Genomic DNA, 17,105 nt, shown 5'->3' with positions numbered 1-17,105 from the left:
CTCATTCCTTATTCATCAAAATCCGATCGATGTTTTGTTGAAATCCCTTTTGCTGACTTCTTAACATGCTGTGGACGTGCTTGTACATCTCTTGTATCAATCATTGTTAAGGGAAAACGAATCCAAGAATCTTTAACAGATTGTTGCCTTGTCGGATAAAACAAAGCGTACGGCTTACGTAAAGAAGTAAGTCTAAATAGATGGGTAAATAAAAAGATAAATCCAAGAGAGATGCCGAAGAGTCCTCCTATTTCTGCGAATGCTAGGAATGGGAAACGTAGTAATCGAACGGCATTACCCATTTTATAAATAGGTGTAATAAAGGAAGCGAGTGCTGATAATGCAACGATAATTAATAAAATATTACTCGTTAAACCAGCTTGTACAGATGCTTGCCCGATTACGATACCGCCTACAATACCGAGCGTTTGACCAACTTTCATCGGTAACCTCGCGCCAGCTTCTCTTAATAAGTCGATTGCAAGTTCTAAAAATAGTGCTTCAATTAAAGGTGGGAACGGTACTTGTGCCCTTGATAAAATCAAAGTTTCAAGTAAATCACTCGGAATGAGTTCATAATGATAATTTAAAACTGCAACATATAAAGGTGTAGCACAGATTGAAAATAGAACAGCGATAAGGCGTAAAATACGCGAAAATGTAGCGTATAGCCAAGAGACGTTATAGTCTTCTGGTGAAATGAAAAAATCGAAATAGGATACAGGTGTTAGTAGAACACTTGGAGAACCATCCACGAAAATAGCGATTTTCCCATCAATGAGTGCTTTTGTAACTCTATCAGTACGTTCTGTATTGATATAGAGAGGGAAAATCGACTTTTCACCCATTAGTTCTTGTATATAAGCACTATCATTAATTTGATCATATTCAAGAGCACGTAATGACTCCTCGAGAAAATCTACATTATCTTTTTCAGCGAGGTTGTCTAAATACATCATGACAACTTTCGTTTTGGAAAATTCGCCGACAATCATTTCTTTTGTTTGTAAATCTAAAACAGGAAGGCGTTTTCGTACTAAATTAATATTCGTATCAATAGCTTCTACAAAGCCTTCTTGTGGACCGATAACTGTTGATTCATTTAATGGAGGGCTTGGTGCCCGGTAAGTATCAATTGCAATGTTTGCAAGCATACACTTTCGATCTTGCTGATTCAATTGAATAATCGCATGTCCCTTTAAAACCATGTCCTCAATTTTTTGTAAGTCGTTCGTAATTGTAATACCACTCATCGGAATATGTTCTTTTAGCTCTTCTAATGAAGTACAAGGTCGTTCTAACAGAATAGGCATTAAATATTTCTGTAATTTCTCTCCATCAAGTGAAGGACGATAGTAAGAAATCCAATAAGGCATCGTTTCATCATCAGATGTGTGATAATTAACAAAATCACTAGACTTTTTGAGCTTCCCTATTAAATCTTGTAGAGAATGAATACGGTCTTTTTCTGGTTTCGTAAAATCATAAATACTATTATTTCCAGAGCTTTGCTGCTTATCTTGATCCGAGTTACCTTGTTTAGAATGTTGTTGTTTATTCTGATCCGAGTCGTTTTGCTTAGAGTGTTGCTGTTTATCCTGAGCCGAGTCGTTTTGTTTAGAATTTTGTTGTTTATCCTGATCCGAGTCGTTTTGCTTAGAGTTTTGTTGTTGATTCTGATTCGATTCATTTTGTTTAGAATTTTGATGATGATTCTGATCCGAGTCATCTTGTTTAGAATGTTGTTGTTGATTCTGATCCGAGTCGTTTTGCTTAGAGTGTTGCTGGTTATCCTGATCCGAGTCGTTTTGTTTAGAATTTTGTTGTTTATCCTGATCCGAGTCGTTTTGCTTAGAATGTTGTTGTTGATTCTGATTCGAGTCGTTTTGTTTAGAGTTTTGTTGTTGATTCTGATCCGAGTCGTTTTGTTTAGAGTTTTGTTGTTGATTCTGATCCGAGTTGTCTTGTTTAGAATGTTGTTGTTGATTCTCATCTGAGTCGTTTTTCTTAGAGTATTGCTGTTTATCTTGAGCCGAATCCTTGTTTTTTTCTTTTTTTTGCTCCTCATTGCTATCTTTATTATGTTTCATACTTCTAGTCTGTTCTTTTTTATCACCCTCTTGATTACTAGGTTGTTGCTCTGAGTTATCTGTTTCGCTTTTCTCTGTTGCATTTGATTTTTTTTTCTTACGTAGCCAATTCCAAATCATATGTATGCCCTCTTTAATTTTGTAATATAGTGCTATTTTGTGGCTAATTTTGTATATTATTCATTTATTTATGAAAAGAAGAAGGAGTTTGGTTTGCGTAGAAAAAAACATGTAGTAAGCAGTTCATACTATAACGGGGAGAGGGAGAGTCTGTGCAAATTGTAAAAAAAGAGAAGTTTATTTTAAAAGAATTTACGTTTGAAAATGGTAGGGGAATTCCTGTTCAAATGGGGTATGAGACGTATGGTACTTTAAATAGAGAAAGGTCAAATGCGATTTTGGTATGCCATTATTTTAGTGCAACTAGTCACGCGGCAGGAAAATATACAGCGCATGATGAGGAGTCTGGCTGGTGGGATGGTTTAATTGGGCCGGGAAAAGCAGTTGATACAAATAAATACTTTGTTATATGCACTGATAATCTTTGTAATGTGCAGGTGAAGAACCCTTATGTGATTACAACGGGACCGAAATCAATTGATCCGAAAACTGGAGATGAATATGCGATGGACTTTCCGGTTTTTACATTTCTTGATGTGGCTCGTATGCAATATGAGTTAATAAAAGATATGGGAATCGCAAGGTTACATGCTGTAATGGGACCGTCGGCTGGCGGGATGATTGCGCAGCAATGGGCTGTTCATTATCCTCATATGGTAGAGCGGATGATTGGTGTTATTACGAACCCGCAAAATCCAATTATTACGTCGGTAAATGTAGCGCAAAATGCGATTGAGGCTATTCAATTGGATCCAAGTTGGAAGGGCGGAAAATATGGAGAAGAGCAGCCAACGAAGGGGCTTCATTTAGCAAATAGAATGATGTTTATGAACGCATTTGACGAGCACTTTTATGAAACGACATTTCCTCGTAATAGTATAGAGATAGAACCTTATGAAAAAATTTTTGCATTAACATCATTTGAGAAAGAAATAAATAAGGTGACATATAGAAGTATAGAGTTAGTAGATGCAAATTCGTGGATGTACACGGCGAAAGCAGTTTTATTACATGATATTGCGCATGGATTTTCGTCTTTAGAAGAGGCACTGTCTAACATAGAAGCAAATGTACTTATGATTCCGTGCAAACAAGATTTGCTTCAGCCGTCACGTTATAATTATAAAATGGTAGACATTTTGCAAAAACAAGGGAAGTATGCGGAAGTGTATGAGATAGAAAGTATAAATGGGCATATGGCGGGAGCATTTGATATTCATTTATTTGAAAAGAAAGTTTATGAATTTTTAAACCGGAAAGTATCTAGCTTTGTGTAGAAAATAAATGATGTGAAAAAGGTGCAATGTATGTAGTAGGCACCTTTTTTTACATGATTTGTAGACGGAAAATATATGTGGCAATTGCTATACCGAAGAACGCGATACTAAGTAATAGAAATAAGAATGACATTTCTTGTGGTGATTTTATCTTTTTATTATTCTTCATACTAAGTGCAATAATTGCGGCGATTAAGAAAATGATGCCCGTAATGAAAAGAAAAAGTGTCATTTTCATTGGCTCCTTTCATAAAACAAGTATATTGAGGATACAATGCACGAGTTATGTTTGTAAAGAATAAGTTTTGCGGGGAAATTGAGAAATAAATTTTCCATTCTTTGCGTTCTTTCTTTCGCATGCTAAAATTGATTAGACATGGTTGTTTAAGGAAGAGACTAAAGGTTTTATTGTATATAAGGAGGAACGACATATGACAGAAGTTAAAACAATTACTACAGAAGAAGTGCAAGAGCTTTTAGAAAATGGAGAAACGTTATTTTTAGTAGATGTAAGGGAAGATGAAGAAGTAGCAGCAGGGAAAATTCCAGAAGCTGTACATATTAAAATGGGCGATATCCCAAATAAAGTAGATTTCTTTGATAAAGAGAATGAATATATCTTTATTTGTCGTTCGGGAATGCGCAGTGAAAATGTATGTCATTATTTAAATGAGCAAGGATTTAAAACAGTGAACATGGTTGGCGGTATGCTTCAATATGAAGGTGAAACTAAATAAGTAGTTTAAAAAAACTTGAAACGTGTTTGTTTCAAGTTTTTTTCTTTTGCATACAGTGTACAAAAGGGGGATAGGTAAATGGGGATTAACTTGCGGAAAGTAAAAATCATTAATAATACAGGGGCTGTTAATGTTGGTGACTGTTATGATATCTCACCTTTAGCTGTAGCAAAAATATATGCAGGTGCTGGAGGATCGAGTGCGGCTATTTTTTTAAATGGGAAAAGGCAGCCAGAAGCGGTGATTCGAACATCAGTATTTCTCCCGCCATTAGCAACGAGTACACGTACATTAGGTTCATAGAGGAAAGGTAGAGTGTAATTATGCCTGCTCATATAAAAGAATTTGTTATTGTGAATAACACTGGGAATATATTTACTGGTGATAATTTGAGTGATACGTCCTTTACTGCTACGAAATCGTATAGTGGCTCAATGGGATGTACTTGGATTGATGTTGTTACAGTAATAGGGACGGAGACGAAGCTTTGCTTACAGCCAGGTGATTCTGTGACGACAACATATACACGAGGAACTCCTGCTGGTACTGTGACAGGAGCAAGTACTGGGCAAGGTACAAATGTATCGGGTATAGCACAAGCTGTCCCAAATATAGATAATTTGGATTCAACTGCTGGACTCCCTTAAGGAATTAAGGGAGTTTTTATTATTTAAAATAAAAATAGTTTTGGAGATTGTTTTTGTAAATACACATTAAGAAGAGGTTTGTTTAATGTAAAAAAGATAGTGTGTAGGTGGTGAAAGTGTGAGAGAGCGCGATAAACAAAATTCATTAAACTCTAATTTCAGAATTTCACCAAATCTTATTGGGCCTACCTTTCCTCCCGTTCCAACGGGATTTACTGGCATTGGGATTACTGGTCCAACCGGTCCACAAGGTCCAACAGGTCCACAGGGACCAAGAGGATTACAAGGTCCAATGGGAGAGATGGGCCCGACAGGACCTCAAGGAGTCCAAGGGATACAAGGACCAGCTGGACAAATGGGGGCAACAGGACCAGAAGGACAACAAGGACAGCAAGGATTGAGGGGACCACAAGGAGAAATGGGAGCGACAGGACCAGAAGGAGTGCAAGGGTTACAAGGTCCGATTGGTCCGACCGGAGCGACTGGGGCACAAGGTATACAGGGGATACAGGGATTACAGGGGCCGATTGGAGCTACCGGGCCAGAGGGACCTCAAGGAATTCAAGGTGTGCAAGGGTTACCGGGAGCAACAGGTCCACAAGGAATACAAGGAGCACAAGGAATACAAGGCCCACAAGGACCGAGTGGAAGTGCGGGGACAACAGGAGCAACTGGTCAAGGGGTTACAGGCCCAACTGGAATAACAGGTCCAACAGGGGTAACGGGTCCATCTGGAGGACCACCAGGTCCGACGGGGGCAACTGGCGCGACAGGTCCAGGAGGTGGACCGAGTGGAAGTACAGGTGCGACGGGAGCAACGGGAAATACAGGGGTAACAGGAAGTACAGGTGTAACTGGAGTAACGGGAAATACAGGACCGACTGGAAGTACAGGAGAAACAGGAGCACAGGGATTGCAAGGAATACAAGGGGTTCAAGGGCCAATTGGACCAACAGGTCCAGAAGGTCCGCAAGGTATTCAAGGTATTCCGGGTCCGACGGGCGTAACTGGTGAACAAGGAATACAAGGAGTTCAGGGAATTCAAGGGATAACAGGAGCAACTGGAGATCAAGGTCCGCAAGGTATACAGGGGGCTATTGGACCACAAGGTGTGACAGGAGCAACTGGAGATCAAGGTCCACAAGGTATACAAGGAGTACCAGGTCCAACAGGAGAAACGGGATCACAAGGAGTTCAAGGGATTCAAGGCCCGATGGGTGAAATAGGCCCAACAGGACCAGAAGGCCCAGAAGGACTTCAGGGTCCGCAAGGAATACAAGGAATACAAGGACCAGCTGGTGCAACAGGCCCAGAGGGGGCGCAAGGAATACAGGGAATACAAGGGACAGTAGGAGCGACAGGACCAGAAGGCCCACAAGGAATACAGGGATTACAAGGAATACAAGGAGTAACGGGGGCAACAGGGGCACAAGGTCTGCAAGGTGTCCAAGGAATACAGGGAGACATAGGAGCAACCGGTCCAGAGGGCCCGCAAGGTGTTCAAGGTACTCAAGGGGAAATAGGTCCAACAGGTCCAATGGGAGCACAGGGAGTGCAAGGTGTTCAAGGAATCCAAGGTCCGACAGGGGCTCAAGGAGTGCAAGGGCTACAAGGAATTCAAGGAATCCAAGGTGTAACAGGAGATACGGGTACAACAGGAGCGACAGGGGAAGGAACTACAGGTCCAACAGGAGTAACCGGTCCAACCGGTGTAACGGGTCCTTCTGGAGGACCCGCAGGACCGAGTGGTCCAACGGGGCCATCAGGTCCGACTGGATTGACAGGCCCATCCGGTGGACCACCTGGACCGACAGGAGCAACCGGCGTGACAGGAGCAACTGGAGATACCGGGGCGATAGGCTCAACTGGAGTGACAGGAGCGACAGGAGAAACAGGAGCAACTGGTGTGACGGGCTTACAGGGCCCCCAAGGAATTCAAGGTGTTCAAGGAGAAATAGGTCCAACCGGTCCGCAAGGTGTTCAAGGTCCCCAAGGGATACAAGGAGTAACGGGAGCAACAGGAGATCAAGGCCCCCAAGGAATTCAAGGATTGCAAGGAGAAATAGGTCCAACCGGTCCACAAGGAATACAAGGAGATCAAGGCCCCCAAGGAATCCAAGGTGTGACAGGGGCAACCGGAGCACAAGGTCCGCAGGGAATTCAGGGGATACAAGGGGTGCAAGGTCCGACTGGTCCACAAGGCCCAACCGGAATTCAAGGTGTTCAAGGAGAAATAGGTCCAACCGGTCCGCAAGGCGTGCAAGGATTGCAAGGTCCACAAGGCCCAACAGGGGATACTGGGGCAACCGGAGCACAAGGTCCTCAAGGAATTCAAGGTCCACAAGGCCCAACGGGATCCACTGGAGAAACCGGAGCGACAGGTCCTCAAGGGATTCAAGGCCCACAAGGAATCCAAGGTCCAACGGGAGTAACAGGCTCCCAAGGCCCAACAGGGTCCACTGGTCCAACCGGTTCGCAAGGAATTCAAGGTCCAACAGGCCCAACTGGAGCGGGAGCAACCGGATCCACTGGAGCAACGGGTGTGACCGGAGTTAGTACAACTGCAACGTACTCATTTGCAAATAATACATCAGGAAGTGCTATTTCTGTTCTGTTAGGTGGTACGAATGTACCGTTACCGAACAATCAAAATATTGGACCAGGGATCACTGTTAACGGTACGAATACTGTATTCACAGTTGCGAATGCAGGGAATTATTATATAGCTTATACAATTAATATAACGGCAGCTTTACTCGTAAGTTCACGTATAACTGTAAATGGGGTTCAACTTGCAGGAACCGTTAATTCACCAGCAGTAGCTACAGGTTCGTTTAATGCGACAATCATTGCTAATTTGCCTGCTGGAGCTGCTATTAGTCTGCAGTTATTTGGTTTACTTGCAATAGCTACATTATCTACGACAACACCAGGAGCTACTCTAACTATTATTAGATTAAGTTAATAAGAAGAAAACCTTGGGGCTTTTATGCTTCAAGGTTTTTTATCTCGTTATTTGTAGGTAGTCTAATTGGTTAGGAAAGTTTCACTTTATTCACTTGAGCAAAAACATCGCAGTTCGAAAATATATTATAATAGAATGAAAAGAGAGAAATTTGGCAGAAAGGGAGGGTGGCGATGCAGGAGATGGTTACAGATTTTTTTGGACGCCCACTTCAAGATTTGCGCATATCTGTCATTGATCGTTGCAATTTTAGATGTACATATTGTATGCCAGCGGAAGTTTTTGGGCCAGATTATGCTTTTTTGAAAGATGAGTTTTTACTGACGTTTGATGAAATTGAACGTTTGGCAAAACTATTTGTTAGCATCGGTGTACGAAAAATTAGACTTACTGGTGGCGAGCCACTGCTGCGTAAAGATTTAACAAAACTTATTGCACGTCTCGTGAAAATTGAAGGGTTAGTAGATATAGGGTTAACGACAAATGCAATTCATTTAACGAAACAAGCAAAAGCATTAAAAGAAGCTGGATTACATAGAGTAAATGTTAGTTTAGATGCAATAGATGACGATGTATTTAAGGACATTAATGGCCGGAATATCAATACGAAACCTGTTATAAAGGGAATTATGGCTGCAAAAGAGGCCGGGCTTGATGTAAAGGTAAATATGGTTGTGAAAAAAGGGATGAATGACCATCAAGTACTTCCTATGGCTACTTATTTTAAAGAGCAAGGAATCACACTTAGGTTTATTGAGTTTATGGATGTTGGTAGTACAAATGGATGGAACTTTGACCAAGTCGTTACAAAGCAAGAATTAATTGAAATGATTCATAGTGTGTATCCACTTGAGCCAGCTGAAGCGCATTATTTCGGTGAAGTTGCGAAGCGATATCGTTACGTTGGAACAAATGTCGAAGTCGGTTTTATTACTTCCGTTTCAGAGTCATTTTGTTCCTCTTGTACGAGAGCAAGAATTTCGGCAGATGGAAAGTTTTATACTTGCTTATTTGCGACAGAAGGATTGGATGTAAGGGAACTTCTTAGAGGAAATCTTTCAGATGATGAGTTAGTAAGCGTTATACAAAATGTATGGATGAATAGAAAAGACAGGTATTCGGATGAACGGACAGAAGAAAGTGCAAAGAATCGTCCGAAAATTGAAATGTCTTATATAGGAGGATAAGAAAGGGGGCTATCGTATGCAGGAGCGATATTCAAGACAAATATTATTTTCTGGTGTTGGAGAAGAAGGACAGAGAAAAATTAGAGAGAAGCATGTGCTTATTATCGGCGCGGGTGCTCTCGGTGCAGCGAATGCAGAAGCAATTGTTAGAGCAGGTGTTGGCAAAATAACAATTGCGGATCGTGATTATGTAGAATGGAGTAATTTACAAAGACAACAATTATATACAGAAGAAGATGCAAAGCAGTATAAACCAAAGGCGGTAGCAGCAGCAGAGCATTTACAAGCGATTAATTCTGAGGTGAAAATAAATCCGGTTGTGACTGATGTAACAGTGCAAGAAATGGAGGCGTTAGTGAATGATGTAGATTTAATATTAGATGCGACAGATAATTTTGAAACACGTCTTCTTATTAATGATATTTCACAAAAGTATAATATTCCGTGGATATATGGTGGTTGTGTCGGAAGCTACGGAGTAACGTATACAATTTTACCAGGAAAAACACCGTGTTTCCGCTGTTTAATGGAACATCCAGCGAGCGGGGCAACATGTGATACGGCGGGTATTATACAGCCGGCCGTGCAATTAGTAGTTGCACATCAAATAACGGAAGCGCTGAAAATATTAGTAGAAGACTATGGGGCGCTTCGCGAAACGATGTTATCGTTTGATCTTTGGAATAATCAACAGATGGCATTTAAAGTGAATAGGCAGAAAAAAGACACATGTTTATCTTGTGGAAGATTACGTACATATCCGAGTTTAACATTTGAAGCACAAACGAAAACAGAAGTGTTATGTGGCCGAAATACAGTACAAATCCGTCCAGGTGTGCGGAATGAATTTAATTTAGAAGAAATTAAAAAGCGCTTACAAAGAAGTGTGGATGTAAAAGCTACTCCGTATTTATTATCATTTCCGGTAGAGGAATTTCGTTTTGTTTTATTTACAGATGGCAGGGCCTTTATTCATGGGACGAATGATATAAATGTAGCAAAACGTTTATATGCAAGATATATAGGTTGAACCTAAAGGAAGCCCTTTAGGTTCAACGGAGAGAAGATTAAGACTTTCTCGTATAATCTCCACTTTTTCCACCTGTTTTTTCAAATAAATACGTTTCGCCAATAATCATACCTTTATCAACAGCTTTGCACATATCGTACACAGTAAGAGCTGTAGCGGAAGCAGCTGTTAAAGCTTCCATTTCAACACCGGTGCTACCTTCTGTTTTAACTTTTACTTCAATAAGTAATCGATATTGTTCTTCGGATTGTTTCCAATCGAAAGAAACGTCAACACCTTTTAATAATAAAGGATGGCACATTGGGATAATATCAGAAGTGCGTTTCGCAGCCATAATACCTGCGATTTGTGCAACTGCTAGTACGTCACCTTTCCCAATTTTATTGTGAGAGATTTTATCGTAAATTTCTTTTGTAACGACAATGCTAGAGCACGCAATTGCTGTTCGAACGGTTGCTTTTTTGTCGCTTATATCAACCATCTTCGCGCGTCCTTGGTCATTAAAGTGTGTGAATGAAGACATGGAATTCCTCCTTGAAGTAATTTCTATTTAATATATAAAGTTTAATCGAGATAAAAAAAATTGCAAATATGAGGTGAGAAACGATGGTAGAAAAACGAATTCCAATTCAAGTTGCTGAGGCAGTAGAGAGAGTAATGGAATATGCGAAGAATGGTGAAGTAGAAGAGGTTTCTATTACGGAAAGTTACAGGAGAATTCTTGGGGAGGATGTTGTCTCTGATCATGACGTTCCTCATTTTGATCGTTCTCCTTACGATGGTTTCGCAATTCGAGCAGAAGATACGAAAGAAGCGAATCAAGAGAATTTAGTTGAATTTGAAGTGATAGGAGAAATCGGGGCGGGATCTGTTTTTTTAGATGAAGTAGGCCCTTTTAAAGCAGTTCGTATTATGACGGGAGCAGCTATTCCAGAGGGTTGTAATGCAGTCGTAATGCTAGAGCTGACGGAGGGTTTTGAGAAGAATGGAAAAACATATATGAAGGTAAAGCGTCCTTTTAATAGTGGTGACAATGTGTCATTTAAAGGCGAAGATATAAAACGAAATCAAGTTCTCGTTAAGAAAGGCGTTGCAATCAATCCAGGTGTTGCCGCCTTATTAGCGACGTTTGGATATAGTACTGTGAAAGTTGTAAAACAGCCTGTTGTTGGTATTGTGACGACAGGAAGTGAATTGTTAGAAGTACATGAGTCGTTACAGCCGGGGAAAATTAGAAATAGTAACTCGTATATGATTGCAGCTCAAATTATGAAAGCCGGAGGGAAAGTTCGTTATTATGGCCAACTTGCCGACGAGTTAGATGCATGTTTTGCAGCTGTTCAATCGGCGATGGATGAGGTTGATATTTTAATTACGACAGGTGGTGTGTCGGTAGGAGATTATGACTACTTGCCAGCTATTTATGAAAGACTACAGGCGAATGTACTCTTTAATAAAATAGCGATGAGACCAGGAAGTGTAACGACAGTAGCTGAAGTTGATGGAAAGTTACTTTTCGGCTTATCAGGGAATCCATCAGCTTGCTACGTAGGCTTTGAGTTATTTGTGCATCCGGTTATAAAGACATATTTGTATGCGAAAGAACCTCACATATATAGAGCAGATGCTATTTTACAAAAAGATTCTCCGAAACCAAATCCGTTCACTCGTTTTGTAAGAGCAAAGGTAACAATCGCGGAAGGGGTATTACAAGCGATGCCGGTCGGTTTAGATAAATCGAGTGCGGTCTCTTCACTTGCCGATGCGAATGCTTTTATTGTGTTGCCTGGAGGAACGAGAGGATTTGAAGCAGGGATGAAAGTATCTGTATTGTTGTTAGAGCACGCCGAGGGATGTGATTGGCCATGGGCAAAGCCCCTTCAATCTTACAAATAGTAGGGTATCAAAATAGCGGAAAAACAACGCTCGTTGAGAAAATTGTGTATACATTAGCTGAACGAAAAATGAAAGTTGCTACAATTAAGCATCACGGGCACGGAGGTTTTCCAGAAGTAGCGCAAAAAGATAGTGAAAGGCACCGAAAGGCTGGTGCTGTTGTCAGTAGTGTAGAAGGCGCTGGATTACTTTCACTGTCGTCATTAAGAGAGGAATGGTCCTTGCAAGAAATTATTCGCTTATATGAGTTTTTTGAAGTGGATACAATTTTAATAGAGGGCTATAAAAAAGAGAGCTATCCGAAAGTAGTGTTACTTCGTTCTGCGAAAGACATTGAACTTTTACATAAAGTAGAAAATATAGTAGCGGTTATTACGTGGCATGATGCTCCCGCAAACTTACGAGACGAATATAAAGTATTTCATATAACTGAAGAAGAGTTGTATATAGACTGGTTTATACAAACGGTAAGGAGTACGAAATGACAAATACGTATTATGAAGTGATTGATACAGAAATCTCGATTGAAGAGGTAGCGAAGAAGGTTATTCGCCGCGAATGTGGTGCTGTTACAACATTTATTGGAACGGTTAGGGAGTTTACGAAAGGGCGTCGTACATTATACTTAGAATATGTCGCTTATAAAACGATGGCAGAAAAGATGCTAGAGAAAATTGGCTCAGAAGTGAAAGAGAAGTGGCCAGGTACACACGTTGCGATTACACATCGCATCGGTACACTGCAAATTTCTGATATCGCGGTTGTTGTTGCTGTTTCAACACCGCATCGTAAAGCGGCCTATGAGGCGAATGAATACATTATGGAACGCATAAAACAAATTGTTCCGATTTGGAAAAAGGAGTTTTGGGAAGATGGAGACTCATGGATTGGTGATCAATTAGAAAAAACACCATATCCGGCGGGAGAGCCTGGGAAGGAGTTATAAGTATGATTCGAGTATTGTTATTTGCGTACTTGCAAGAGGAAGCAGGAACAAGTGAGTTACAAATAGAGAAAGAAAATATTACGGTTGCAGAGTTAAAAGATGTTGTTGCTAAAGAATATAATGTACCAATGACAGCATCAACTATGGTTGCGATTAATGAAGAATACGCAAATGAAGATGACACGATCCGAGATGGTGATGTTGTTGCACTAATCCCACCAGTGAGCGGTGGTTAATATTGGATTCATTAAAATGACTTTCCTACATAGGGGAAGTCGTTTTTTTATGGCAGTTTTGCGAACACTAATTTATAGAACAAGGAGGGTATTATGAAAAAAATATGTGTAGTTATTACAATGATATGTTCGGCCTTCTTCTATTCCCCAAGTGATTCTTTCGCGAAAGAATCGAGGGAGCAGCTGTTAGAGAGTGCATTATCAAATAGGTACTATTCAGTTATTAGACAAGTGACAGAAGATCAATATGAATGTGCTTCCGTTATAAATATAAAGCGTCTCGGCAAGAACGGTGAGTTCGTTCCTAGATTTGAAATTACGCTACAATTTCTTACGTTCCAAGGTGCACATAATCCGCCGAATGATAAAGTTACACTTATTTTGGAAGATCATTTAGATCACGTAAAAATAAAGAAGGTGGAGCGAGAAAAGAATGTTTCTGGTGCTATTGCAGAAAAAGTTTGTGAACGGGAAAAAGAAAAGATAAAAGCTCACTCTAATGATTCAGAGTGATAATTTATGACATTTAGTAAAGAAAGGTAATGAGCGATGGACATACTTTTAGCGATTTTACCGGCTATATTTTGGGGAAGTATTGTGCTATTTAACGTGAAACTGGGCGGAGGACCGTATAGTCAAACGCTCGGTACAACGTTTGGTGCACTTATTTTCTCAATTGTTGTTTATATTTTTATGAAGCCCGTATTGACTCCTACTATTATCGGAGTTGGAATTGTGTCAGGTTTATTTTGGGCACTTGGTCAGGCGAATCAATTAAAAAGTATTGATTTAATGGGTGTTTCGAGAACAATGCCCATTTCAACAGGACTGCAATTAGTTGCGACGACTTTATTTGGAGTCATCGTATTTCATGAGTGGTCCACGACAATATCAGTCGTCCTTGGCGTTTTGGCTCTCGTTTGTATTATTATCGGTGTTATTTTAACATCACTTCAAAGTGAAGAAGAAAAGAGTGCAGAGCAAGCGGGGAATTTTAAAAGGGGCATTATTATTTTATTGATTTCAACAGTCGGTTATTTAGTTTACGTAGTAGTGATTAGACTATTTAACGTAGATGGTTGGTCAGCTTTATTGCCACAAGCAGTTGGTATGGTGTTAGGGGGCATTTTGCTTACGTTTAAACATCATCCATTTAATAAATATGCAATACGAAATATTATTCCAGGATTAATTTGGGCAGCTGGTAATATGTTTTTATTCATTTCGCAGCCGCGTGTTGGAGTGGCAACAAGTTTCTCGCTATCGCAAATGGGAATTATTATTTCAACGCTTGGCGGGATTCTTATATTAGGTGAAAAGAAAACGAAACGTCAATTAACGGGTATTGTCGTCGGTATCGTTTTTATTATCGCGGCGGGAATTATGTTAGGTGTTGCAAAAAGTTAAAGGGGGTATTGAAATGTATAGTGATTTAGCAGGAAAAGTTGTTGTTATTACAGGATCAGCAACTGGTCTTGGAAGAGCGATGGGAGTACGGTTTGCTAAGGAAAAAGCAAAAGTAGTGATTAACTATCGCTCACGAGAGTCAGAAGCGCATGATGTATTAGAAGAAATTAAAAAAGTAGGCGGAGAAGCGATTGCTGTAAAAGGTGATGTGACGGTTGAAGCTGACGTTGTGAACCTCATTCAATCTGCTGTGAAAGAGTTTGGTACGCTCGACGTTATGATTAATAATGCGGGAATAGAAAACGCGGTACCATCTCATGAAATGCCGCTAGAAGATTGGAATAAAGTAATCAATACAAATTTAACAGGTGCTTTTTTAGGAAGCCGAGAAGCGATTAAATATTTTGTAGAACATGATATTAAAGGTTCTGTCATTAATATGTCGAGTGTTCACGAGAAAATCCCGTGGCCGCTATTTGTGCACTATGCAGCTAGTAAGGGCGGCATTAAACTGATGACAGAAACGTTAGCGCTAGAATACGCACCAAAAGGCATTCGCGTAAATAATATTGGTCCAGGTGCAATAAATACGCCAATTAATGCAGAGAAGTTTGAGGATCCTAAAAAACGTGCTGACGTAGAAAGTATGATACCGATGGGCTACATCGGAAAACCGGAAGAAATTGCAGCAGTCGCAACGTGGCTCGCTTCCTCAGAGGCGAGTTATGTAACAGGAATTACTTTATTTGCAGATGGTGGAATGACGTTATATCCATCGTTTCAAGCAGGGCGAGGATAATATAAAAGGACAAAGAGTTTTATCTCTTTGTCCTTTTTTCTGCAAAAAAAAATAGCGGTCGGCTATTTTAAATTTAGTGATTAATTGTATCTTGAAGAAATGCTGTTGCTTGATGTTCAGAAACATTTTGTACGAGTGCAACTTCGCTAATCATCATTTTTCGTGCATTATCTAGCATTTGTTTTTCGCTCGCATTTAATGCTCTTTCTTTATTACGGCGAAGTAAATCGCGAACAACTTCTGCACTATCTTGCAGATTGCCGTTTTTCATTTTTTCCATATTCATTGTATATCTTTGTTTCCAGGAAAGTGAGGGGTCTGATTCCCCGTTTTGAAAGTCAAGAAGTATATCATCTAACGTACCTTTATCTACGATATAACGAATACCTGATTTTTGTAATTGATCCATTGGAAGCATTACTTGCATATCTTTACTGATGATACGTATCACACAATATTGACGTATTGTTCCTAATATTTCTTTCTCTTCAATGGCTTCGATGACTCCTGCGCCGTTCATTGGATAAACGATTTTATCGCCAATTTGAAACAAATCATCCACCTCCATATGTGGTAACCACCTTTAATGATAGCATAAGTTTATAAAAATGTCAAATTTTATATAATACCATAATGTTAATATTATAGTCAATAAGTAAAAACTCTTTTTTTTTATATTTTTTCGTTCTCACGTATTAATGATTTTTTTAGAAAAATAGTACAGGCGAAGAAAGAAGGCATATCCACTTATTTTTAAGCATAAAATGTAAAAGCGCTAATACAATATACCTAAATCCGTTCTTTGCAAGGGAGGGAGAGAAGGTGGGGCGCACAATAAAAATTGATATTACAAATAAAGTTGTAGCTAAATTTAGATCAGATTATTTGGAATTATATACGAGTAAATTTATGATAGGTAAGTTTTATGTCTATACTGAAGGTAAACAATATGTGTTAGAAGACGGATATATATATGAAGACGGAAAATTTTATCGCATCATAGATACGCACCGTGGCAATAATCAAGCGGCGGAGGGCTGCGATCTAGGATGGTGTTAACATGATTCGTGTGAAAGTGTTTGATGAAAGTCACGAAAAAGACTTAGAAGACGCTGTAAATGTGTTTTTGAAAAAGATTGATGATAGTAACTTTGTAGATATTAAGTACCAAGTTGGTGTTTCCATTAACGATGATGAGAACCAAATTTATTGTTTTTCAGCAATGATCGTTTATAAAGCATAAAAAAGAGCTGGCTCCCCAGCTCTTTTTTATGCTTTATGTTGGGACAACATGTGTCGGTAATACATTCATAATAGATTGGGGTGTACCTAATTTCTTTGTCGTTAAAAGAGGCTCCCCTGTTTCATGGTTTTGGGCATCAGTACACATACCAAGGTGATAACGATCACCTAAAAATGGATCAATATAAAAACCATTTTTGAATACTTTATCATTCGGATGTTTTTCATGATGAATATCAGAGCAGTTAATGCAATAGAACATAGTTGTCATCCCCTTTTTATTTTTGTTTGAAAAAAGTGAGTCGGTAGTCATTTCGCTCCTAAGGAAATGTTGAGGAGAAGAGAAATAACTACCTACTCAAATGGTGGGCATATTCCTTCTGATTTTTCATATCTCGCGTAGTGTCCCTGAGGGAAGGAGGAGAGACGAAATACGCATGATATAAGCAAGGCTCTTCTTTCAAGATGAATGATGGAGTTTCATGTTAAGAGAAGTTTTTATTTTTTGTTGCCTTTGTGAGTATAT

21 protein-coding genes are annotated in these 17,105 nt (G+C 39.7%); 16 read left to right on the top strand and 5 right to left on the bottom strand.

All coding sequences use genetic code 11. The features are described from left to right. Positions 1-8 precede the first annotated feature (8 nt). The gene (locus JDS82_RS08700; protein ID WP_199713080.1) at positions 9-2,210 is read right to left on the bottom strand and encodes a spore germination protein; all 2,202 of its coding nucleotides are present in this window, start codon (positions 2,208-2,210) and stop codon (positions 9-11) included. 152 nt (positions 2,211-2,362) lie between these two features. On the opposite strand from JDS82_RS08700, the gene JDS82_RS08695 reads away from it, so the two are divergent. Next, a complete protein-coding gene (locus JDS82_RS08695) occupies positions 2,363-3,487 on the top strand; it encodes an alpha/beta fold hydrolase (protein ID WP_199713079.1) in 1,125 nt (374 codons plus the stop codon). A 49-nt stretch (positions 3,488-3,536) separates the two neighbouring features. Here the strand turns inward: JDS82_RS08695 and JDS82_RS08690 are convergent, their stop codons facing one another. Continuing rightward, entirely contained in the window at positions 3,537-3,719 is a 183-nt protein-coding gene (locus JDS82_RS08690; RefSeq protein ID WP_000171896.1) for a hypothetical protein, read from the bottom strand. A 199-nt stretch (positions 3,720-3,918) separates the two neighbouring features. Here JDS82_RS08690 and JDS82_RS08685 point away from each other — a divergent pair, with 199 nt between their 5' ends. The 6 genes from JDS82_RS08685 (at position 3,919) to JDS82_RS08660 (ending at position 10,053) form a co-directional block, all read left to right on the top strand. Further along, positions 3,919-4,224 carry a rhodanese-like domain-containing protein gene (locus JDS82_RS08685; protein ID WP_199713078.1) on the top strand — a complete coding sequence of 102 codons (306 nt, stop codon included), beginning with the start codon at positions 3,919-3,921 and terminating at the stop codon, positions 4,222-4,224. A gap of 78 nt (positions 4,225-4,302) precedes the next feature. Next, the gene (locus tag JDS82_RS08680; RefSeq protein ID WP_000512461.1) at positions 4,303-4,527 is read left to right on the top strand and encodes a spore germination protein; all 225 of its coding nucleotides are present in this window, start codon (positions 4,303-4,305) and stop codon (positions 4,525-4,527) included. Between the two features lie 20 nt (positions 4,528-4,547). Next, complete coding sequence (locus tag JDS82_RS08675; RefSeq protein ID WP_048562056.1) at positions 4,548-4,871, top strand: hypothetical protein; 324 nt, start codon at positions 4,548-4,550, stop codon at positions 4,869-4,871. Positions 4,872-4,989: 118 nt separating this feature from the next. Beyond that, complete coding sequence (locus JDS82_RS08670) at positions 4,990-7,836, top strand: BclA-related collagen-like exosporium protein (protein ID WP_199713077.1); 2,847 nt, start codon at positions 4,990-4,992, stop codon at positions 7,834-7,836. Between the two features lie 173 nt (positions 7,837-8,009). After that, on the top strand, positions 8,010-9,023 hold the full coding sequence (gene moaA / locus JDS82_RS08665; RefSeq protein WP_048562058.1) for a GTP 3',8-cyclase MoaA: 1,014 nt from the start codon (positions 8,010-8,012) through the stop codon (positions 9,021-9,023). A 16-nt stretch (positions 9,024-9,039) separates the two neighbouring features. After that, positions 9,040-10,053, top strand: coding sequence for a molybdopterin-synthase adenylyltransferase MoeB (locus tag JDS82_RS08660; protein WP_048562059.1), 1,014 nt, complete (start codon positions 9,040-9,042; stop codon positions 10,051-10,053). A gap of 37 nt (positions 10,054-10,090) precedes the next feature. Here the strand turns inward: JDS82_RS08660 and moaC are convergent, their stop codons facing one another. Next, complete coding sequence (moaC, locus tag JDS82_RS08655; protein WP_048562060.1) at positions 10,091-10,576, bottom strand: cyclic pyranopterin monophosphate synthase MoaC; 486 nt, start codon at positions 10,574-10,576, stop codon at positions 10,091-10,093. A gap of 83 nt (positions 10,577-10,659) precedes the next feature. On the opposite strand from moaC, the gene JDS82_RS08650 reads away from it, so the two are divergent. The 7 genes from JDS82_RS08650 to JDS82_RS08620 all read left to right on the top strand — a co-directional run bounded on the left by JDS82_RS08650 (position 10,660) and on the right by JDS82_RS08620 (position 15,337). Further along, the gene (locus JDS82_RS08650; protein WP_199713076.1) at positions 10,660-11,949 is read left to right on the top strand and encodes a molybdopterin molybdotransferase MoeA; all 1,290 of its coding nucleotides are present in this window, start codon (positions 10,660-10,662) and stop codon (positions 11,947-11,949) included. Further along, positions 11,919-12,434 carry a molybdopterin-guanine dinucleotide biosynthesis protein B gene (gene mobB, locus JDS82_RS08645; RefSeq protein WP_048562062.1) on the top strand — a complete coding sequence of 172 codons (516 nt, stop codon included), beginning with the start codon at positions 11,919-11,921 and terminating at the stop codon, positions 12,432-12,434. The genes JDS82_RS08650 and mobB overlap by 31 nt, the downstream gene beginning before the upstream one ends. After that, on the top strand, positions 12,431-12,895 hold the full coding sequence (gene moaE, locus JDS82_RS08640) for a molybdopterin synthase catalytic subunit MoaE (protein WP_000185929.1): 465 nt from the start codon (positions 12,431-12,433) through the stop codon (positions 12,893-12,895). Before mobB ends, moaE begins: the two co-directional genes overlap by 4 nt. A 2-nt stretch (positions 12,896-12,897) precedes the next feature. Then, complete coding sequence (gene moaD, locus JDS82_RS08635; protein WP_048562063.1) at positions 12,898-13,131, top strand: molybdopterin converting factor subunit 1; 234 nt, start codon at positions 12,898-12,900, stop codon at positions 13,129-13,131. 93 nt (positions 13,132-13,224) lie between these two features. After that, positions 13,225-13,644, top strand: coding sequence for a DUF3888 domain-containing protein (locus JDS82_RS08630; protein WP_088059908.1), 420 nt, complete (start codon positions 13,225-13,227; stop codon positions 13,642-13,644). Positions 13,645-13,680: 36 nt separating this feature from the next. Further along, the gene (glcU, locus tag JDS82_RS08625) at positions 13,681-14,538 is read left to right on the top strand and encodes a glucose uptake protein GlcU (protein WP_048562065.1); all 858 of its coding nucleotides are present in this window, start codon (positions 13,681-13,683) and stop codon (positions 14,536-14,538) included. A 13-nt stretch (positions 14,539-14,551) separates the two neighbouring features. Then, positions 14,552-15,337, top strand: coding sequence for a glucose 1-dehydrogenase (locus JDS82_RS08620; RefSeq protein WP_048562066.1), 786 nt, complete (start codon positions 14,552-14,554; stop codon positions 15,335-15,337). A 73-nt stretch (positions 15,338-15,410) separates the two neighbouring features. Here JDS82_RS08620 and JDS82_RS08615 read toward each other — a convergent pair whose 3' ends face one another. Then, positions 15,411-15,905, bottom strand: coding sequence for a CarD family transcriptional regulator (locus JDS82_RS08615; protein ID WP_048562067.1), 495 nt, complete (start codon positions 15,903-15,905; stop codon positions 15,411-15,413). 254 nt (positions 15,906-16,159) lie between these two features. On the opposite strand from JDS82_RS08615, the gene JDS82_RS08610 reads away from it, so the two are divergent. Continuing rightward, complete coding sequence (locus JDS82_RS08610; protein ID WP_048562068.1) at positions 16,160-16,396, top strand: DUF2553 family protein; 237 nt, start codon at positions 16,160-16,162, stop codon at positions 16,394-16,396. A gap of 1 nt (position 16,397) precedes the next feature. Beyond that, positions 16,398-16,580, top strand: coding sequence for a sporulation protein Cse60 (locus tag JDS82_RS08605; RefSeq protein WP_000621751.1), 183 nt, complete (start codon positions 16,398-16,400; stop codon positions 16,578-16,580). Positions 16,581-16,613: 33 nt separating this feature from the next. On the opposite strand, the gene JDS82_RS08600 is transcribed toward JDS82_RS08605, so the two are convergent. Next, positions 16,614-16,841, bottom strand: coding sequence for a DUF3973 domain-containing protein (locus tag JDS82_RS08600; protein ID WP_033659785.1), 228 nt, complete (start codon positions 16,839-16,841; stop codon positions 16,614-16,616). Between the last annotated feature and the right edge of the window lie 264 nt (positions 16,842-17,105).

The organism is Bacillus cereus group sp. N14 (assembly GCF_016483555.1).
Taxonomy (GTDB): domain Bacteria; phylum Bacillota; class Bacilli; order Bacillales; family Bacillaceae_G; genus Bacillus_A; species Bacillus_A wiedmannii.
Note: the sequence above shows the minus strand (reverse complement) of the source record. Positions and strands in the feature narration are given on the sequence as shown.